Below are 19,873 nucleotides of genomic sequence, written 5' to 3' on the forward strand. Positions count from 1 at the left end.
AGCAACCTAGCACAGCATTTGCGCCGGGAAGTCCGCCTCATGCCAGAGAGTGACAGCAGTCTTGAATCTGCGGCGGCATGCCGCCGTGCGCGGGCGATCTATCCAAGTCGCATCACGTTTTCGGAGCGTCGGCCGGAAGACTGAGCGGGACAAGCGCCATCCGAATCGGATGGCGTCAAAGGCCTGTATAGCCCTGGCTCACCGGATCACTGTCGCCGTGTTTTTCGCGCAGGTAGGCGAGACCATAGACGGCCAGGCGCATCTCGTCCTTTTCGCCGGCGCTGAACACCTTTTGCAGGTAATCGACGACGGAATCGCGCGCGGCTTCCGCCTTTGCGGAATTGAACATCAGCGCATAGGTCTCAAGAACCCGGCGCGTGGCCGTTTCGACCGCGTTTGACATGACCATCCTCGTAAGCTGAGCCTTGGTTAACAGTGTGCAGTGCAAAATGTTCCCTGCATCCCAGCTATGTTGCAGACGCCAACGGGAACTCCTGGTCAGCGGCGGCGCGTGCTACACAGCCTCGATGCAGGGGAACCGAGACGAGCGATGCTGACCTCCGACGAACTTGAACGCTATGCGCGGCACATCGTCATGCGCGAGGTCGGCGGTCCAGGACAGGCCAAGCTGAAGGCTGCGCGGGTTCTGGTGATCGGCGCCGGCGGTCTGGGAGCCCCTGCGCTGATGTATCTCGCGGCGGCGGGAGTGGGGACGCTCGGCGTGGTCGATGATGATGTCGTGTCGTTATCCAACCTGCAGCGCCAGGTGATTCACGCGACGGCGGACGTCGGCCGGGCCAAGACCGACAGCGCGCGTGATCGGATCGCCGCCATCAACCCACATGTGACGATTCGAACGCATCGGCAGCGTCTCGACGCCGGCAATGCGATGGCCCTGCTTGCCGATTACGACCTCGTTGCCGACGGCTCCGACAATTTCGCCACCCGCTATCTCGTTTCCGATGCATGCTATCTGGCGCGGAAGCCGCTGATCACCGGTGCGCTCGGCGTGTTCGATGCCTCGCTGACGACGATCCGCGCCCATGAGCGCAATGCGCAGGGCGACTTCAATCCGACCTACCGCTGCTTGTTTCCCGAGCCGCCGCCGGATGGAACGGTCCCGACCTGCGAGGAGGCCGGCGTCCTCGGCGCGCTGACGGGTGTGCTGGGATCGATGATGGCGCTGGAGGCAATCCGCGAGATCGTCGGCTTCGGCGAGGGGCTGGTCGGCAGGCTGTTGATGGTCGATGCGCGCGCGATGCGGTTTGAAACGCTGGCCTATGCGCGCGACCCGTCAAATCCTCTGAATGGTGACAAGCCGACGATTTGCGATCTGGCCGTCCACGCGTCCTAAGGCATGTGATCGCTTGAATCGAATTCATAGAATGGAGCGCTTCACCTCTCCCTCACGAGAGCACGCAATCGCCGCTTCGGGCTGAACAACCACGATCGAAGGAAGGCGTTCAGCCGCAAGCCTTAGCCAACGCCCGGCAACACCCGGTCCGGCGGCTTATGCCCGTCGAGGAAGGTGCGGATGTTGATCATCACCTTCTCGCCCATCTCGACGCGGCCTTCGATGGTCGCTGATCCCATGTGCGGCAGCAGGGTCACCTTGCCGGCCTTCGCAAGCCGCAGCAGCCGCGGGCTAACCGCGGGTTCGTGCTCGTAGACGTCGAGGCCCGCTCCGGCGATATCGCCGCTCTCGATCAGCTTGGTCAGCATGGTCTCGTCGATCACCTCGCCGCGCGCGGTGTTGACGATGTAGGCGTCCTTCTTCAGCAGCTTGAGACGGCGCGCCGAGAGCAGATGGAACGTCGCCGGCGTGTGCGGGCAGTTGACCGAGATGATATCCATGCGGGCCAGCATCTGGTCGAGGCTGTCCCAATAGGTTGCTCCCAACTCTTCTTCGATGCTCGGCGCAACCGGACGGCGGTTGTGATAGTGGATCTGCAGTCCGAAGGCATGAGCGCGGCGCGCCACCGCCTGGCCGATCCGCCCCATGCCGATGATGCCGAGCCGTTTGCCGCCGATGCGGTGGCCGAGCATCCACATCGGCGCCCAGCCCTGCCAATCCTTGCCTTCGGCAAGGATCGACGATCCCTCGATCAGGCGCCGCGGCACCGCCAGGATCAGCGCCATCGTCATGTCCGCGGTGTCTTCGGTGAGAACCTTCGGCGTGTTGGTGACGGTGATGCCGCGTTTATGCGCGGCTTCGACGTCGATATTGTCCACGCCGTTGCCGAAGTGGGCGATCAGCTTCACCTTGAGCTCGGGCTGATTGAGGACCGCCTCGTTGATCTCATCGGTGACCGTCGGCACCAGCACGTCGGCGGTTTTCACCGCGTCGATCAGCTGCTCGGGCGTCATCGGCCGGTCGTCGAGGTTCAGCCTGGCATCGAACAGTTCGCGCATGCGCGTCTCGATGCTGTCAGGCAGCTTGCGCGTGACGACGACCAGGGGCTTTTTGCGAACCGACATCTTCAGCGTCTCAAACCTCGATCGAGCCAATGCGTGCGGCGGCTGTCAATTGCTAAGATTATTCAGGCGTCGTTAACCCGGCTGAATGAAACTGCAAATTCACCGCAGCCGGCAGCATCTGGAAGCTTCGGCCCTCTCTAGCAGAAGGCGGGGCCAAGACAAGAAGCCCGGTTTGCGCACACTGGATCAACAGAAACCGGAAGTCTGGAGGGGTCGGTCCCGATGTTTTCTGCCCGTTATCTTGTCGCAGCAGTTCTGGCCGGAACCGCAACCGTTGGCTCGGCCAGTATCGCCCCGGCAAAGGATGGGGCTCTGACCACCAGCGGGTTGCCAGTGCCGCGCTTCGTCAGCCTGAAATCGGACCACGTGAACGTGCGGGTCGGCCCGACCAAGGACAACGACGTCAGCTATATCTACACCCGGTCCAGCCTGCCCGTGGAGATCACAGCCGAATTCGAGAACTGGCGGCGGATTCGCGATTCCGAGGGCGCCGAGGGCTGGGTCTATCACTCGCTGCTATCAGGACGCCGAACCGCCGTGGTGATCGCCAAAGTGAAGGACGACCTGACCCCGCTCTACGACAGGGCGGATCCCACCAGCGCGATCGCAGCCCGGCTCGAGCCTGGCGTGCTCGCGACCGTGCGACGCTGCTCCGGCAGCTGGTGCCGGATCAGCGGCAGCGGTTTCGACGGCTGGATCGAGCAGCAACGGCTTTGGGGCGTCTACCCCGACGAAAAGCTCGACTGAGGCGCTGGGGCGTCCCTCCCTGCGCTGCAAAGCGGTGTTCTGTGCGGCGGTCACACATGGTTCGGCCGCGGCCGAGAGCCGCATGCCTGCGTCGCGCGCGAAACCCGCCCCACGCGATGTGTTCGCTGAACGAGACGTGTTTAGCTGATGCGTGGATACGGCGGCCGGAAAAAGTTCGGCCAGACGCGGATCGCGGGTCGGACGCCGTTGACCTCAGCGCTTCTTTCGCAACCGCACCACCATGTCGATGCGGCTGATCTCATAGCCTTCCGGCGGGGTCGGCATGTTCTGAACGACGAGATTGGAGTTCGGGATATCCACCAGCTCGTGCTTGCCCTCAATGTAGAAATGATGATGGGCGGTCACGTTGGTGTCGAAGTAGGTCTTCGTCCCGTCGACGCTCACCTGCCGCAGCAAGCCTGCATCGGTCAATTGATTCAGCGTGTTGTAGACGGTGGCCAGCGACACCGGCACCTTCGCCAGCGTGGCTTCCTCATAGAGCATTTCCGCCGTCAGGTGCCGTTCGCCCTTGCCGAACAGCAGCCAGCCAAGAGCCATGCGCTGCCGCGTCGGGCGAAGTCCAACCGACTGCAGCATCTCGTTGACGTCATGCCACGGGCAGCCCGTCAGCAGGGGAGGGCGGCCCTGGCCGACCATAGCCTCGTCGCTCTTCCGATCGGCGGTCTGTTCAGTCATACGGTCCCGGGTGCAGACCTGCGCCTGCCCTTCCATTCACGGCTCGATTGAATTTCACTATAGAAACTCAAGGGGATAGATGCAAGTATTTCGCAACTGGGCAGCTGTCCGGGGGTGCAGCACAGGCTTTGGATGCGCCATGGGCTGCAGCGCCAGGTCTCCTGAAAAACGCTGTGGAATCATGGAGTTTAATGATTCCGTCACAAGCCGGACCGAAATCCCGCGTCGCTCCGATGGCAGACAGGCCATCCGCTAAGCTGTGAATGAGGTTAACGGCAGGGCGCCATGCGGCTGCGGAATGGCCGAACTCGTTTTCGTGTTCTCCCGGCTTTGTGTTACAGACCCCGCATTATTCGGCCGGATGGGGGCCGGCAACGGGAAAATGGAACGTGATGACCGAACGCCGAAGCCGTTTCGAGTATGAAGACCTGCTGGCTTGCGGCCGCGGCGAATTGTTTGGGGCGGGCAATGCGCAATTGCCGCTGCCGCCGATGCTGATGTTTGATCGGATCACCGAAATCTCCGAACAGGGCGGCGAGTACGGCAAAGGCTTCCTGCGCGCCGAACTCGATGTGAAGCCGGACCTCTGGTTCTTCGGCTGCCACTTCAAGGGCGATCCGGTGATGCCGGGCTGTCTCGGACTCGACGCGCTTTGGCAGATGGTCGGTTTCTTCCTCGGCTGGCTCGGTTCCCCCGGGCGCGGCCGCGCGCTCGGCCTGGGCGAGTTGAAATTCTCGGGCCAGGTTCTGCCGAACGTCCGCAAGATCGTCTACAATGTCGACTTCAAGCGGGTGATGCGCTCGAAACTTGTGTTGGGGGTTGCGGACGGGTGGCTTTCCGCCGACGGCGAGATTATCTACCGCGCGAAGGATCTCAAGGTGGGCCTGTTCCAGCAAGAGGCTGCAGTTCAGCCTGGCGCGTGACCGGCGGCCGCGATCGCGGATTGCCTGACATGACGGCGGAAACAGATTTTACGACGAGATCGTCTCAACGAACGCAATGAGATTGTGATCCAGCTGGATCATGATGCCGAAGCGGCCTGCAGCAAGCGGCCGCGATGTCGACAAGCAGGAATCAAGGCGAGGCGAGCATGAAGCGGGTTGTCGTTACCGGGATGGGCATCGTCTCATCGATTGGCAACAACACTCAAGAAGTTCTCGGAAGCCTCCATGAGGCGAAGTCCGGCATTACGCGTTCGGAAGAGTATGCCAAGCTCGGCTTCCGGTCGCAGGTCTTTGGTCAGCCGACGCTGAAGCCTGCCGATGTGGTCGATCGCCGCGCCATGCGTTTCCTTGGTGAAGGCGGAGCGTGGAATCACGTTGCGATGGAGCAGGCGATCCGCGATGCGGGTCTCGAGGAGAAAGACGTCTCCAACGAGCGCACGGGGATCATCATGGGATCGGGCGGCCCCTCAGCACGCGCCATCGTCGATGCCGCCGACATCACCCGCTCGAAGGGACCGAAGCGCGTAGGTCCCTTCGCCGTTCCGAAAGCGATGTCGTCGACTGCGTCGGCGACGCTCGCCACCTGGTTCAAGATCAAGGGCGTGAACTACTCGATCTCATCGGCGTGCGCGACGTCGAACCACTGCATCGGCAACGCCTACGAGACCATTCAGATGGGCAAGCAGGACATTGTCTTTGCCGGAGGTTGCGAAGACCTCGACTGGACGATGTCGGTGCTGTTCGATGCGATGGGCGCGATGGCGTCGAAGTTCAACGATACGCCGGCAACCGCATCGCGCGCTTACGACATCAATCGCGATGGCTTCGTCATTGCCGGTGGTGCCGGCGTGCTGGTGCTCGAAGAGCTGGAGCATGCGAAGGCGCGCGGCGCGCGCATCTACGCCGAGGTTGCAGGTTATGGCGCGACCTCCGACGGCTACGACATGGTGGCGCCGTCAGGCGAAGGCGCGGAGCGGTGCATGCGTATGGCGCTGTCGACGGTGAAGGCGCCGATCGACTACATCAACCCGCATGCGACCTCGACGCCGGCCGGTGATCCGCCGGAGATCGGGGCGATCCGCAACATCTTCGGCAACGAGAACAAGTGTCCGCCGATTTCGGCGACGAAGTCGCTGACCGGGCATTCGCTCGGCGCAACCGGTGTGCAGGAGGCGATCTACTCGCTGCTGATGATGAACAATGGCTTCATCTGCGAGAGCGCGCATATCGAGGAGCTCGATCCGGCGTTCGCTGATATGCCGATCGTCCGCAAGCGCATCGACAATGCCAAGCTCGGTGCCGTGCTGTCGAATTCATTCGGGTTCGGTGGCACCAACGCGACGCTGGTGTTCAAGCGCCTCGATGCATGATCGTTATAAACGGTGATTGAGTTTGCGGATGGCCGGGCTTGTCCCGGCCATCGGCGTTTTGATAAGCCAATTCTAAGACAATTGAAGCCAGCCTTGAGGTTGGTTACCGCTCCGGAAGGTGGACATGCAGGCATTGATGCAGGGCAAGCGCGGCTTGATCATGGGCGTCGCCAACGATCATTCGATCGCATGGGGCATTGCGAAGACCCTCGCTGCGCAGGGCGCGGAGCTCGCCTTCACTTACCAGGGCGCGGCCCTGGGCAAGCGCGTCCGTCCGCTCGCGCAATCGGTCAACTCCGACACCATCCTGTCCTGTGACGTCGAGGATATCGCCTCGGTCGATGCCGTGTTCGAGCAATTGCGCGCCAAGTGGGGCCGGCTCGATTTCCTCGTGCATGCGATCGGCTTTTCGGATCGCAACGAGCTGAAGGGGCGTTATGCCGACACCACGCGGGAGAACTTCTCCCGGACCATGGTGATCTCGTGCTTCTCCTTCACGGAAGTCGCAAAGCGCGCCGCTGAGCTGATGCCGGAGAGCGGCGGCTCGCTGCTGACGCTCACCTACGCCGGTTCGCAGCGGGTGATGCCGAATTACAATGTCATGGGCCTGGCGAAGGCTGCGCTCGAGGCGTCGGTGCGTTATCTCGCCAACGATTTCGGACCGCGCGGCATCCGCGTCAACGCGATCTCTGCGGGCCCGGTCCGCACGCTTGCCGGCGCGGGGATTTCCGATGCGCGCTACATGTTCTCGTTCCAGAAGCGGCATACGCCGTTGCGGCGGACGGTGACGATCGACGAGGTCGGCAATTCGGCGCTGTATCTGCTGTCGGATCTGTCGAGCGGCGTCACCGGCGACATTCACTATGTCGATTCCGGCTACAACATCATCTCGATGCCGCGGGCCGAGGCGCTGAAGCTGATCGACGAGGCGGAGTCGGCCGCGGAATCCGATCCGTCCACCACCGGCAAATAGGTATTCACGGCTCCGGCCAAGAGCCGGCGGAAGGCCGCGGCAGGCCTTGCGGTATCAAGCCTGCGGTATGATGTGCCGTTCTGCGTTTCACTGGCCCGTTCGGCACGAGCTTGGAGCCGTGGGCGCGCCTTCTTGGACAGACGCGCCGCTCAGGTACGGCTCATGCTCAGCCGTTGGCGATCGCCGTCGCGCGCTGGAAGGCCGGTCGGGCCGCGCAGCGATCGATGTAGCGGTCGAATGACGGACGTGTTGGCACCATCTTGAACGCGCGCACCGCGTAGTTCAGGCCTGAGCCGATCACGACGTCAGCGGCGGAGAAGCTGTCGCCGAGCAGCCACGGGCCGGTCTCCACGGCGCGGTCGAGCACGTCGAAGACCTGCGCCGCGTCGCCCCAACCGGCCGTGCTGGTCGGCACCTGAATCTTGGTAAAGAGCTGAATGATGGCGGGCTCGATGCAGGCCGGAGCGAAGAATAGCCAATAGAGATATTTGGCGCGGCGCGGATCATCGACGGGTGGGGCAAGATTCGCTTGCGGGTAACGATCCGCGACGTAGGCGCAAATGGCGGCTGCCTCGCCCATTGCAGCATCGCCATCCTGCAGCGCAGGCACTTTGCCCATGGGGTTGATAGCGAGAAACTCCGGCTTCTTCTGCGCGCCCGTCGAGATGTCGGTCAGCACCCGCTCATAGGGTTGGCCGGTCTCTTCCATCAGCCAGAGGGTTGTGAACGCGCGCGAGCGCGGCGACCAGTAGAGTTTCATCATGCGCGGGACTCCTTCCTCCAGCGATAGTATCGCATCATCAGACCGCTTTGCGGATGCATCTCTTCCTTTTCGAGGACGAAGCCTTCACGCTCGTACCAGCGCCACGCCTTGCCGTTCAGGCTGGCGCAGCGCAGCCAGATTTCGTCGGGGAGACGTTTGCGGGTAAATTCGAGGAGCATTTTGCCAATTCCGCGGCCGTGATGCTCCGGCGCGACGAAGAGTTGATCGAGATAGCTGTCGCGGGGCCGGAAGGCGAGCATGGCCGCAATCCGTCCGCCATCGTCGGCGACGTAGAGGCTCCAGCCGGCAGCCATCTCGCGTGGGATGCGGGCCCGGTTCTCGGCGAGCATGGCCGCGCTGGCGGGTTCGATTCCGACCGACGCCCAGCTCTCCGTCCAGATCCGGGCAATCGTCTCATAGTCGTCTTCCTGCGCCTCGCGGATCGTCACGGCCGGCATCGCAAACTCCCTTCAAATCGATTCAACATCGGCGAATCAGTGCATCCAATAGGCGTCATGGTGATGTCATCTGCAGAGCTGGGGCCAGACGCTGCGCTCGCACAATGCAAAACATGCCTGCCATGCCGGCTTCAAATCCGGTCGGGCGCAGGCATCGTAGGACATGCGATTTCGCTTGAAGAATAAGATGCTTGAAAGTCGTGCGTGGGCGGAGCGCTTGTCATTTTCGCGGCGTCGGCCAGCGCGACTGTTGTGAACTCAGGCGTGATGGCGTTGTCAGGTCCTGCGGCAAGGTGTCATGATGCCATTAGCCCGAAGCATGGGCCGGGAAAGGGGAGATATTCAGATGTCGAAGGAGCTGGGTGCGGAGTTTGTGGGGACGTTCTCGCTGGTCACGGCGGTTTGCGGCGCGGCATTGTTCTCCGCGCCGAGCGCTGGACTGGTCGCCGTCGCCTTCGCCGTGGGGTTGTCGGTGCTGGCGATGGCTTACGCGCTAGGGCCGATTTCCGGTGGTCATTTCAACCCGGCGGTCACGCTCGGGCTGGTCGCTGCTGGCCGTTTCAGCGCCGGTAAGGCTCTGCCCTACATCATCGCCCAGGTGCTCGGCGGTGTGGCGGCGGCGGCGGTGTTCTACGTGATCCTGCAGGGTGCGCCGGCGGCGGGTAAGTGGAATACGTTCCTGGCGGTGTCCAACACCTATGGCGGTTCGGGCTTCAGCTTGCTCAGCGCCGGCCTGATCGAAGTCGTGATCACTGCGCTGTTTCTGGTGGTGATCGTCGGGTCGACCTCGGAGAAGGCTCCCGCGGGCTTTGCGCCGATCGCGATCGGCCTCGCGCTGGTGCTGTTTCACCTGGTCTCGATTCCGGTGTCGAACGCGTCGCTGAACCCGGCCCGTTCCACCGCGACGGCGATCTTCGGTGGCGAGGTCGCGCTGCAGTCGCTGTGGCTGTACTGGGTCGCGCCGATCGTCGGCGGCCTCATTGGCGGCCTGATCGGCAAGGCGTTCTCTGCGAAATAAGCGAGAGCGTCGCAGACGCGGAAAGGGCGGCCTTGCGGGCCGCCCTTTTTGTTTGCGCAGATCGCTGTTTGCCGCGGCTTGGATTACTCGGCCGCCGGCTCGACCTTCGGCTTGGCTTCCAGGTCCTCGCCGGTGGTCTGATCGACCGCCTTCATCGACAGCCGGGTCTTGCCCCGGTCATCGAAGCCGAGCAGCTTGACCTTCACCTTGTCGCCTTCCTTGACGACATCGGAGGTCTTCTGCACGCGGTTTGCCGCGAGCTGGCTGATATGGACGAGGCCGTCCTTGGCGCCGAAGAAGTTCACGAATGCGCCGAACTCCATCACCTTGACGACGGTGCCTTCGTAGATGTGGCCAACTTCCGGGTCGGAAGCGATCGACTTGATCCAGTTGATCGCCGCCTTGATCGACTCGCCGGAGGCGGAGGCGACCTTGACCGTGCCGTCGTCCTCAATGTTGATCTTGGCGCCGGTCTTCTCGACGATCTCGCGGATCACCTTGCCGCCAGTGCCGATCACTTCACGGATCTTGTCGGTGGCGATCTGGAACACCTCGATGCGCGGCGCATGCTCGCCCAGTTCGGCGCGGGCGGTGGTCAGCGCCTTGGCCATTTCGCCGAGGATGTGCATGCGGCCGTCCTTCGCCTGGCCCAGCGCGACCTTCATGATCTCCTCAGTGATGCCGGCGATCTTGATGTCCATCTGCAGCGAGGTGATGCCCTTCTCGGTGCCCGCCACCTTAAAGTCCATGTCGCCGAGATGATCCTCGTCACCGAGGATGTCGGACAGCACGGCGTAGCGCTCACCTTCCAGGATCAGGCCCATCGCGATGCCTGCAGTCGGCCGCTTCAGCGGCACGCCCGCGTCCATCAGCGACAGCGATGAACCGCAGACGGTCGCCATCGACGAGGAACCGTTCGATTCGGTGATCTCCGAGACAACGCGCAGCGTGTACGGGAACTCGTGGTGCGGCGGCAGGACCGGACGAATGGCCCGCCACGCCAGCTTGCCGTGCCCGATCTCGCGGCGCTTGGTGCCGCCGAGGCGGCCGGTCTCGCCAACGGAGTAGGGCGGGAAGTTATAGTGCAGCAGGAACGTCTCTTTGTACGTGCCGGCGAGCGAGTCGACATACTGCTCGTCTTCGCCGGTACCCAGCGTGGTGACCACCAGCGCTTGCGTCTCGCCGCGGGTGAACAGGGCGGAGCCATGCGCGCGGGGGAGGACGCCGGCTTCGGCGACGATGTTGCGGACGGTCTTCAGATCGCGGCCGTCGATACGCTTGCCGGTATCGAGAATGTTCCAGCGAACGATCTTCGCTTCGAGCTCCTTGAACACACCGGCGACGCGCAGCTTGTCGAAGCGCGGCTCGGCGCCGTCGGGGAAGAAGTGGGCCATCACCTTGGCCTTCGCGGCATCGACCGCCGCGTAACGCTGCTGCTTGACCGGGATCGCGTAGGCGGCGCGCAGGTCCTGTTCGGCGATGCCGAGCATTTCCTTCTCGATCTCGCTGTTGTCGAGGGTCTTGAGCTCGCGCGGCTCCTTCGCGGCCTTCTCGGCGAGTTTGATGATCGCATCGATCACCGGCTGGAAGTGGCGGTGGCCGAACATCACGGCGCCGAGCATCACCTCTTCCGGCAGCTCTTTCGCTTCCGATTCGACCATCAGCACCGCGTTGTTGGTGCCGGCGACGACGAGATCGAGCTGGGTCTCGTTCATCTCGTCCAGGGTCGGATTGAGGACGTATTCGTTGTTGATGAAGCCGACGCGGGCTGCGCCGATCGGGCCCATGAACGGCGCGCCGGATAGGGTCAGTGCAGCCGAGGCCGCGACCATCGCCAGCACGTCGGGATCGGTCTCCATGTCGTGCGACAGGGTGGTGACGATCACCTGGGTTTCGTTGCGCCAGCCGTCCGCGAACAGCGGGCGGATCGGACGGTCAATCAGACGCGAAACCAGCGTCTCCTTTTCGGTGGGGCGACCTTCGCGCTTGAAGTAACCGCCGGGGATGCGGCCTGCCGCGTAAGCCTTCTCTTGATAGTCGACAGTCAGGGGGAGGAAGTCGACGCCCTCTCTCGCCTGCTTCGCGGCGACGACGGTCGCGAGCACGATGGTCTCGCCGTAGGTCGCCATAACTGCGCCATCTGCCTGGCGCGCGATCTTTCCCGTTTCAAGCTTGAGGGGACGTCCACCCCAATCCAGTTCTACCGAGTGAATATCGAACATTGCGTCTTTCTCTCATCATGGCTCCGCGAAAAGCACGAAAGCCATGAGCAAGACGGCAAAGTGCTGACCTCGATCGCGTCGTGAGATCAGAACTTGGCGATCCTGCCATGGCTTTCTTCCCTCGCGGAAGATGCGGACGTCTTCGTCCGCACGAGACGGGTATCCTCCCGTCGTTGCCCGATTGCCGTATTGCGATCGGGCGCAAACTGCGGGCCAAACGTACGACCCGCTAAGCTGAAGCCCGGCCCGCTCTCTGCAAGGGCCAGGACTGTCGCCGGTCTTCAAAGTCGGCCGCTTCATGAACCGGAAACGGCCGGAATCGACACGGCGCGCAAGCTGCTCGCATGCGCGCCGTCAAACGTCAGCGGCGGATGTTGAGCCGCTCGATCAGTGCCTTATAACGCGCCTCGTCCGTACGCTTCAGGTAATCGAGCAGCGAACGGCGGGTGGACACGAGCTTCAGAAGACCCCGGCGCGAATGGTTGTCCTTCGTGTGGGTCTTAAAGTGCTCGGTGAGGTTGGTGATGCGTTCCGAGAGGATCGCAACCTGGACTTCCGGAGAGCCGGTGTCGCCGGCCTTCGTCGCATTCGTCTTGATGACTTCCGCTTTACGCTTTGCGGTAATCGACATCGTCAAACACCTTCTTCATCTTGTCGGAGCGGACTGGCGACCAGCCCGTTCAGGTTGAACACGCGCTTGGGGATGAGTTCGCCATTGTCGATTTCGGCGAGGGCGAGAAGCCTGCCGCCGACGGTGACATAGACTGTGCCGCTCGAATTGGGCGCATCCCTTCCGCGCAACAAAACGGCCTGGCCCCGGTGGAGCCTTGCCGCATCAGCCCGTGTGACGGCCAGTGCCGGGATGTCGTCCAGCGCGGTCTCAACGGGCAATAGCGCGTCGGCGAGGTTCCCCTCACCGGACGCGGCTCTATGACACACTGCTTCCAGTTCTTCCAGTGGAATCATGTCCCGCTCGTCGAACGGGCCGCAGGCGGTCCGTCGCAGGGCGCTGACATGGCCATAGGTTCCGAGTAGCCGGCCCATGTCGCGGGCGAGCGAGCGGACATAGGTTCCCTTGCCGCATTCGGCCTCGAACACCGCGTGATCGCTATCCGGTTGGTCCGTAAGGGTTAATTCGTAGATCTCGACCGGGCGGGGCTGCAGTTCGACGACTTCGCCATCGCGGGCAAGGTCATAGGCCCGCTCGCCCTGGATCTTGATCGCCGAGTAGCGCGGCGGGATCTGCTCGATGGTTCCCATGAAGCGCGGCAGCAGGGCAAGGATCGCCTCGGCGGTGGGGCGTTCGTCGCTGGTGGCGACCACCCGTCCTTCCGAATCGTCGGTATCGCGCTCTTCGCCCCAGCGCACCGTGAAGCGGTAGCGCTTGCGGCCGTCCATCACGAACGGAACGGTCTTGGTGGCCTCGCCCATGGCCACCGGCAGGCCACCGGAGGCGAGCGGGTCGAGCGTGCCGGCGTGGCCTGCGCGCTTGGCGGAGAACAGCCGTTTGATCACCGCGACCGCGTGGGTGGAGGTCATGCCGACCGGCTTGTCGAGGATCACCCAGCCGTGCACGTCGCGCTTGTCGCGCTTCGGCCGGTTGTGCCGGCCGCCGCCGCGGCGCTCCGCGCGGTCGCCACGGTCGATCGCGTCGCCGGAATTTTTTTCATCAAAGCCGTCGGCTGCGGCGGCGATGGTGTCGTGTTGAGCGGTCACGTCGGTCACGTCTCGTCGGAAGGGTTGTTGAGGTCTCTTTGCACCGCAGGCGTTCTCAATAATTTCTCGATCCGTTCCGCTTCGTCGAATCGCTCGTCGGCGCGGAAGCGGATGTCAGGTGCAAATTTCAGGTTAACGCGATGGGCGATCTCGCCGCGGAGGAATTTCTTGTTCCGCTCGAGCGCTGCGACCACGTCGTCCACGGCACCGCCGCCGAGTGGCATGACGTAGATGGTCGCGAGTTTCAGGTCCGCGGTCATGCGCACTTCGGGAATGGTGATCAGGTGGCCTTCGAGCACGGGATCATGCACGTTGCCCTGCGCGAGGACTTCGGAAATGGCGTGCCGCACCAGTTCGCCGACGCGCAACTGCCGTTGCGAGCCGCTCGGCGACGAACTCTGTGTCTTGCCGCGTTGATGACGAGGCATGATTGCAAATCCCATTGCCCCGGTCACCCGCGAAAGCGGATGATCCGGCGGTCGTTACGTTCGATAGAAACCGGGTTACCGGGTGTCCCGCCTGCGCGGGACACGACAGTTCAATTCAATCCAGAGCGCGATGTGAGATTTGGACTCACAGCGAGCGCTGGATCGTCTCCACGCGATAGCATTCGATCACGTCGCCAGCGCGCATATCCTGGTAGTTCTCGAAAGCCATGCCGCACTCCTGTCCGGCGACGACTTCCTTTGCATCGTCCTTGAACCGCTTGAGCTGCGACAGCTTGCCTTCGTGGATGACGACATTGTCGCGGATCAGGCGGACATTGGCGCCGCGCTCGACGTGACCGTCGGTGACGCGACAGCCGGCGATCTTGCCGACCTTTGAAATATTGAAGACTTCGAGGATCTGCGCGTTGCCGAGCATGGTTTCGCGCAGCGTCGGCGCCAGCATGCCGCTCATCGCCTTCTTCACGTCGTCCACGAGGTCGTAGATGATGTTGTAGTAGCGGATCTCGATGCCGTCGCGCTTGGCCGAGTCGGACGCTTCCTTGAACGCGCGGACGTTGAAGCCGATGATCGCCGCGTTGAAGCCTGCGGCGAGCGTGACGTCGGATTCGCTGATGCCGCCGACCGCCGCATGCAGGATACGCGCGCCGACTTCTTCGTTGCCGAGCTTCTCCAGCGAGCCGATGATCGCCTCCAGCGAACCTTGCACGTCGGCCTTGACGATCAGCGGGAAGTCCTTTCGTCCGGCCGTCTTGAGCTGCGACATCATCTGCTCGAGCGAGCCGCGCATGCCGCTGGCACGCGCCGCCTGCTTCTCGCGCTTCTGATGGGCGCGGTAGTCCGTCACCTGGCGGGCACGGGCTTCGCTTTCAACCACTGCGAGGCGGTCACCCGCTTCCGGTGTGCCGTTGAAGCCGAGAATCTCGACCGGCACCGACGGTCCGGCCTGGGTGATGGTCTCGCCCTGATCGGAGATCAGCGCGCGGACGCGACCCATTTCGGCACCGGCGATGATGATGTCGCCCACGCGCAGCGTGCCGCGCTGGACCAGCACGGTCGCCACCGGGCCGCGGCCACGATCGAGCTTGGCTTCGATCACGGTGCCTTCCGCCGGGCGATCCGGATTGGTCTTGAGGTCGAGGATTTCCGCCTGCAGCGAGATAGTCTCGAGCAGCTTGTCGAGGTTGGTCTTGTTCTTGGCCGAGACCTCGACGTCGAGCACGTCGCCGCCCATCGATTCGACCTGCACCTCGTGCTGCAGCAGTTCGGTGCGCACGCGTTCAGGCTTGGCGTCGGCCTTGTCGATTTTGTTGATCGCGACGATCATCGGCACCTTCGCCGCCTTGGCGTGATTGATCGCCTCGACCGTCTGCGGCATGACGCCGTCATCGGCCGCGACCACCAGCACGACGATGTCGGTAACCTTGGCGCCACGGGCGCGCATCGCGGTGAATGCCGCGTGGCCCGGCGTGTCGATGAAGGTGATCTTGCCACCGTTCGGCGCGTTCACCTGGTAAGCGCCGATGTGCTGGGTGATGCCGCCGGCTTCGCCGCTGACGACATTCGCCGAGCGCAGCGCGTCGAGCAGCGAGGTCTTGCCGTGATCGACGTGACCCATGACGGTGACGACCGGCGAGCGCGGCGTGGTATCCGTCGCGTGATCGTCGGCAACGTCGAACAGGCCTTCTTCCACGTCGGATTCGGCAACGCGCTTGACGGTGTGACCGAGTTCTTCGGCAACGAGCTGTGCGGTGTCGGCGTCGATCGTATCGGTGATCTTGTGCATCGCGCCCTGCTTCATCAGCAGGCGGATGACATCCACCGCGCGTTCCGACATGCGGTTGGCGAGTTCCTGAATCGTGATGACTTCCGGAATGGTCACCTCACGAACCAGCCGCTCCTTCGGCTCGTCGTTGTGATGGCCCTTCAGACGCTGGGTCCGGCGGCGGAACGAAGCGACCGAGCGCTCGCGCACATCGTCAGCGTTCAGCGCTGTAACCAGCGTCAGCCGGCCACGGCGCTTTTCTCCACCAGGACGCGCGGCGACCTTCGGTGCCGGAGCCGGACGGGCCGGACTGCCGGGGCGACGAACCTGCCGCGGCGCTTCGTCCTCGTCGGCATCGGTCGCGGCGACCGGGGTACGGGTCGTGGCCGCAGCCGTCGTGGTTGCGGTCGCGGGACGCGCGGCAGGGCTGGCAGCCGCTGGCGCTGCTGCCGCGGCCGCATTGTTCTGGTCGTCGCCGAAACGCTTCTTGGCTTCCTGCTCGGCCTTCTTCTTGGCCTCTTCATCATGCCGGCGGCGCTCGTCCTCGGCCTTCTTGCGGGCCTCGGCGGCTTCACGCTCTTCGCGTTCGATCTTCTCGCGCGCGGCGCGCCGGGCGGCTTCTTCCTCAGCGATGCGCCGCTCTTCGATCTCGCGGAGCCTGGAATCGGCAAGCGCGTTGGCGCGGGCCGAGCGCTCCTCTTCCGTCAGGCTGCGCAGCAGCACGCCAGGATTGCGCTGGGGCGCGGGCTTCGGCGGCGGCGGAGCTGGCGGCGCGGGACGCGGCGCAGCAGGGGCCGGCGCCGGCTTCGCTTCGACCGTGGTCGGCGGGTCACCAGGCATGCGGCGCTTCGGCTTCTTCTCGACCACCACCGATTTGGTGCGGCCGTGGCTGAAGCTTTGGCGCACGGTGCCCGTCTCCGACCGCGGCTTGAGCGACAGAGTTTTCGAGCCGACGCTGAGCGTCTTGTCGCCGGGGGTCTTGGTCTCAGCCATCCAGAAGTCCTAAATCTTGCCGGGCTGTTCCTGCCCGAGTCTTTCTACCCAAGGGGGCCTTGCTACCTGAATTTTCGTTTGCCGTCTCGCTCAGCGCATTGGCCCGGAACCGGGCGAGGGCCTCACAGCGGGACAGGAAAGTCTTGCCGGCCGTGCCAGCAAGCAGCGCTGCATGTATCACATTTGCCCGGCCGAGTGCCAAATCCAATTCAGCAGAGGTGAGGGCCGTGATGATCGGGAAACCGGGCGTTTCCCGGTCGATCATGCCGTCGAGCTTGCGGATTCCATCAGCCGCGCCGTCGGCGGCGTGGATCAGGGCGATCGCGTTGCCGCGCTTCAGCGCGTTTTCGACTTTTGCGAAGCCGGAAACCACCTGTTTCGCCTTGGCGGCGATGGCGAGCGCCTCGACAGCGGCACGAACCATCAGCCGTTCGGTATCGTCAGCGAGGGCGGGCTGCGCGGGAATGTCGCGCTTGAAGCCCTTGCTGAAAACGCCGCGTTTGGCAGCTTCCGCCACCGCCCTATGCGATGCGGTCAGCCAAAGCCCGCGGCCGGGAAGCTTACGCCGCAGATCGGCTATGACCTGGCCGGATGGCGCAACGACGAAGCGGATCAGTTCGTCGATTGGGCGAACCTGCCGCGTGAGCGCGCACATCCGCACCGTCCCGGGCTTTGAAGCCTTCGGGCCGTCATCGAGATGGGCCTCGTCCACGCTGGCAAGCATTCCCTTGGCATCTCCTTATGCCGTTGCTTCGGGGGCTTCGGCGTCAGCCGGAGCATCCTTGGCGATATCGGTCTCGGTGATCCAGCCCGCGGCAAGCCGTGCCTGCATGATCAACGCTTCCGCATCCTCCTTGGTCAGCTCGAAGCCTTCGAGAATGCCGGCCTGCCGGATATTCTCGCCGTCCTTGCGCTCGTTCCAGCCGAGCAGATCGTCGGTAGCGCAGCCGGCGAGATCCTCGACGGTCTTGATATCGTTCTCGCCGAACTTGACCAGCATCTTCGAGGTGACGCCGGGCACGTCCTTCACCGCATCCTCGACGCCCAGTTCCTTGCGGCGGGCTTCGAGCTCGGCTTCCTGCTGCTCCAGGTATTCCTTCGCGCGCGACTGCAGCTCGGCCGCAGTTTCCTCATCGAAACCTTCGATTCCGGCGAGGTCGCGGATATCGACCAGAGCGAGTTCCTCGACCGACGAGAAACCTTCCGACGCCAGAAGCTGTCCGACCACCTCGTCGACGTTCAGCGCTTCCATGAAGACGCGGGTCGAGTTCTCGAAGTCGGCCTGACGGCGCTCGGATTCTTCCTGCTCGGTGAGGATATCGATGTCCCAGCCGGTCAATTGCGAGGCGAGACGAACGTTCTGACCGCGCCGGCCGATCGCAAGAGACAGTTGGGTATCCGGGACCACGACTTCAATACGTTCGCGGTCTTCGTCGAGCACGACCTTGGCGACTTCCGCTGGCGCCAGCGCGTTGACGACAAAGGTGGCGATATCCGGCGACCACGGAATGATGTCGATCTTTTCGCCCTGCAGTTCGTTCACCACCGCCTGCACGCGCGAGCCGCGCATGCCGACGCAGGCGCCGACCGGGTCGACCGAGGAATCGCGGGAAATCACGCCGATCTTGGCGCGCGAGCCGGGGTCGCGGGCGACCGCCTTGATCTCGACGATGCCGTCATAGATTTCCGGCACCTCCTGCGCGAACAGCTTGGCCATGAACTGCGGGTGCGTGCGTGACAGGAAGATCTGCGGACCGCGGGTCTCGCGGCGAACGTCGAACACGAAGGCGCGCACGCGATCGCCGTTGCGGAACATCTCGCGCGGCAGCATCTCGTCGCGACGGATGATCGCCTCGCCACGGCCGAGATCGACGATCACGCTGCCGTATTCGACACGCTTGACGGTGCCGTTGACGATGTCGCCGATGCGATCCTTGAACTCCTGGTATTGCCGGTCACGCTCGGCCTCGCGCACCTTCTGCACGATCACCTGCTTGGCGGACTGGGCGGCAATGCGGCCATACTCCAGCGGCGGCAGGGTGTCGGCGATGGTGTCGCCGACCTGCGCGCCGGGGTTCAGCTTGCGGGCGTCTTCCACCGCGATCTGGTTCGCGGGATTCTCCACCTGCTCGACCACCAGCATATGCCGCGACAGCCGCAACTCGCCTTTCTTGGCATCGATTTCGGCATGTACGTCGGTCTCGCTGCCGTAGCGGGCGCGGGCGGCCTTGGCGATGGCGTCTTCCATCGCGGAGATGACGATGCTGCGATCGATCGACTTCTCGCGCGCGACGGCGTCGGCGATCTGCAGCAATTCAAGCTTGTTGGCGCTGACAGCGGCCATGGTCAGTCTCCCTTGTGACGTTTCGCCGGCGTTGCATCCGCGTTGGCGAGACGGTGTTGCTTCGTCTGAGAGGGTTTCTTCGGCGGTTTCTTTGCATGCGGCGGCGGCGGTTTCTTCAGGCCGAGTTCCTCGCGCAGAGCGCGTTCGGCGGCCTTGCCGCGGCGCATGGATTCGGCGATCAGCGCGTCGGTCAGCACCAGCCGCGCCTCCGCGATGTCCTCGATCGTCAGCAAAACGTCGGTCGGGTCGTCGTTCTTGACGTCATCCCGGCGCAACGCCGCGCGCTCGCCCTCGACGCCGAGCAGCGTTCCACGGAAGCGCTTGCGGCCTTCATGTGCGACCGCCATCTCGACCTTCACCAGATGACCCGCGTACCGCTCGAAATCGGAACGGCGTACCAGCGGCCGGTCGATGCCGGGCGAGGAAATTTCCAACCGGTAGGCGCGTTCGATCGGGTCGGCGACGTCCATCACCGGAGACAGGGCTCGCGAGATCGCTTCGCAATCCTCGATGAGCATGGTGCCATCCGGCCGCTCGGCCATGATTTGCACGGTGGTTCCAGCCTCGCCGGAAATGCGAACCCGGACCAGCCGATAACCCAGGCCATTAAGAACCGGTTCCGCCACCGCCGACACGCGCGCAGCCAGCCCCGGCTCGACGACGAGGCGGGGTTCGCTCAACGGATCAGGACTGGCCTTGCCAAGAACTTGGTCGGTCATGGACGGCAAAAGGGTTCCGCGTTGGTGGTCGTTGGCCGGCGATGGCCGGCCTGCGCTCCGGGGCTTTCAGGTAATAAAAAAGAGCGGGTCCCGGGGGGCCCACTCTCAATCTGCGATCAGATCAACTCTGACCGTTATGAGAAACCATCAGTAAGCGGAATATAGCGGCTTACCGGAGCTTCGGCAAGGCCTCGGAAGGAAGCAATTTCAACGGTTTGTCG

General features: G+C 63.6%; 19 protein-coding genes. 6 read left to right on the forward strand and 13 right to left on the reverse strand.

Annotation, left to right across the window (positions count from 1 at the left end):
- Positions 1-175: 175 nt before the first annotated feature.
- The gene (locus X566_RS09685; protein WP_034465630.1) at positions 176-403 is read right to left on the reverse strand and encodes a hypothetical protein; all 228 of its coding nucleotides are present in this window, start codon (positions 401-403) and stop codon (positions 176-178) included.
- Positions 404-550: 147 nt separating this feature from the next.
- On the opposite strand from X566_RS09685, the gene X566_RS09690 reads away from it, so the two are divergent.
- A complete protein-coding gene (locus tag X566_RS09690) occupies positions 551-1,354 on the forward strand; it encodes a molybdopterin-synthase adenylyltransferase MoeB (RefSeq protein WP_034465633.1) in 804 nt (267 codons plus the stop codon).
- 122 nt (positions 1,355-1,476) lie between these two features.
- Here the strand turns inward: X566_RS09690 and X566_RS09695 are convergent, their stop codons facing one another.
- Entirely contained in the window at positions 1,477-2,478 is a 1,002-nt protein-coding gene (locus X566_RS09695; RefSeq protein WP_034465636.1) for a D-glycerate dehydrogenase, read from the reverse strand.
- A 222-nt stretch (positions 2,479-2,700) separates the two neighbouring features.
- Here X566_RS09695 and X566_RS09700 point away from each other — a divergent pair, with 222 nt between their 5' ends.
- Entirely contained in the window at positions 2,701-3,225 is a 525-nt protein-coding gene (locus X566_RS09700) for an SH3 domain-containing protein (protein ID WP_034465639.1), read from the forward strand.
- Positions 3,226-3,438: 213 nt separating this feature from the next.
- Here X566_RS09700 and irrA read toward each other — a convergent pair whose 3' ends face one another.
- Entirely contained in the window at positions 3,439-3,921 is a 483-nt protein-coding gene (irrA, locus tag X566_RS09705) for an iron response transcriptional regulator IrrA (RefSeq protein ID WP_034468257.1), read from the reverse strand.
- Between the two features lie 392 nt (positions 3,922-4,313).
- Between irrA and fabA the strand changes: the two genes are divergently transcribed.
- The 3 genes from fabA to fabI all read left to right on the forward strand — a co-directional run bounded on the left by fabA (position 4,314) and on the right by fabI (position 7,208).
- Entirely contained in the window at positions 4,314-4,844 is a 531-nt protein-coding gene (fabA, locus tag X566_RS09710) for a 3-hydroxyacyl-[acyl-carrier-protein] dehydratase FabA (protein ID WP_034465643.1), read from the forward strand.
- A gap of 167 nt (positions 4,845-5,011) precedes the next feature.
- Positions 5,012-6,235 (forward strand): beta-ketoacyl-ACP synthase I, encoded by a 1,224-nt coding sequence (gene fabB / locus X566_RS09715; RefSeq protein ID WP_034465646.1) that lies wholly within the window; start codon positions 5,012-5,014, stop codon positions 6,233-6,235.
- 124 nt (positions 6,236-6,359) lie between these two features.
- Complete coding sequence (fabI, locus tag X566_RS09720; protein ID WP_034465648.1) at positions 6,360-7,208, forward strand: enoyl-ACP reductase FabI; 849 nt, start codon at positions 6,360-6,362, stop codon at positions 7,206-7,208.
- A 166-nt stretch (positions 7,209-7,374) separates the two neighbouring features.
- Here fabI and X566_RS09725 read toward each other — a convergent pair whose 3' ends face one another.
- Positions 7,375-7,971, reverse strand: coding sequence for a glutathione S-transferase family protein (locus X566_RS09725; protein ID WP_034465651.1), 597 nt, complete (start codon positions 7,969-7,971; stop codon positions 7,375-7,377).
- A complete protein-coding gene (locus X566_RS09730; protein ID WP_034465653.1) occupies positions 7,968-8,429 on the reverse strand; it encodes a GNAT family N-acetyltransferase in 462 nt (153 codons plus the stop codon). The genes X566_RS09725 and X566_RS09730 overlap by 4 nt, the downstream gene beginning before the upstream one ends.
- A gap of 346 nt (positions 8,430-8,775) precedes the next feature.
- Here X566_RS09730 and X566_RS09735 point away from each other — a divergent pair, with 346 nt between their 5' ends.
- Positions 8,776-9,447, forward strand: a complete 672-nt coding sequence (locus X566_RS09735; protein WP_034465655.1) for an aquaporin — start codon at positions 8,776-8,778, stop codon at positions 9,445-9,447.
- 83 nt (positions 9,448-9,530) lie between these two features.
- On the opposite strand, the gene pnp is transcribed toward X566_RS09735, so the two are convergent.
- From pnp to rimP, 8 genes are all read right to left on the reverse strand, one after another.
- Positions 9,531-11,669, reverse strand: coding sequence for a polyribonucleotide nucleotidyltransferase (gene pnp, locus X566_RS09740; RefSeq protein ID WP_034465657.1), 2,139 nt, complete (start codon positions 11,667-11,669; stop codon positions 9,531-9,533).
- A 361-nt stretch (positions 11,670-12,030) separates the two neighbouring features.
- Positions 12,031-12,300 carry a 30S ribosomal protein S15 gene (gene rpsO / locus X566_RS09745; RefSeq protein ID WP_034465659.1) on the reverse strand — a complete coding sequence of 90 codons (270 nt, stop codon included), beginning with the start codon at positions 12,298-12,300 and terminating at the stop codon, positions 12,031-12,033.
- Between the two features lie 2 nt (positions 12,301-12,302).
- Positions 12,303-13,316: a tRNA pseudouridine(55) synthase TruB gene (gene truB, locus X566_RS09750; RefSeq protein ID WP_244434781.1), complete on the reverse strand. Its 1,014-nt coding sequence runs from the start codon at positions 13,314-13,316 to the stop codon at positions 12,303-12,305.
- A gap of 74 nt (positions 13,317-13,390) precedes the next feature.
- Positions 13,391-13,813 (reverse strand): 30S ribosome-binding factor RbfA, encoded by a 423-nt coding sequence (rbfA, locus tag X566_RS09755; RefSeq protein ID WP_034468259.1) that lies wholly within the window; start codon positions 13,811-13,813, stop codon positions 13,391-13,393.
- A 145-nt stretch (positions 13,814-13,958) separates the two neighbouring features.
- Entirely contained in the window at positions 13,959-16,589 is a 2,631-nt protein-coding gene (infB, locus tag X566_RS09760; RefSeq protein WP_034465664.1) for a translation initiation factor IF-2, read from the reverse strand.
- Positions 16,582-17,313 carry an RNA-binding protein gene (locus X566_RS09765; protein WP_081740114.1) on the reverse strand — a complete coding sequence of 244 codons (732 nt, stop codon included), beginning with the start codon at positions 17,311-17,313 and terminating at the stop codon, positions 16,582-16,584. Before X566_RS09765 ends, infB begins: the two co-directional genes overlap by 8 nt.
- A 15-nt stretch (positions 17,314-17,328) precedes the next feature.
- Complete coding sequence (gene nusA, locus X566_RS09770) at positions 17,329-18,933, reverse strand: transcription termination factor NusA (protein ID WP_034465667.1); 1,605 nt, start codon at positions 18,931-18,933, stop codon at positions 17,329-17,331.
- A gap of 2 nt (positions 18,934-18,935) precedes the next feature.
- Positions 18,936-19,652: a ribosome maturation factor RimP gene (gene rimP, locus X566_RS09775; protein WP_034465670.1), complete on the reverse strand. Its 717-nt coding sequence runs from the start codon at positions 19,650-19,652 to the stop codon at positions 18,936-18,938.
- Positions 19,653-19,873 lie beyond the last annotated feature (221 nt).

This window comes from Afipia sp. P52-10, assembly GCF_000516555.1.
Taxonomy (GTDB): Bacteria; Pseudomonadota; Alphaproteobacteria; order Rhizobiales; family Xanthobacteraceae; genus P52-10.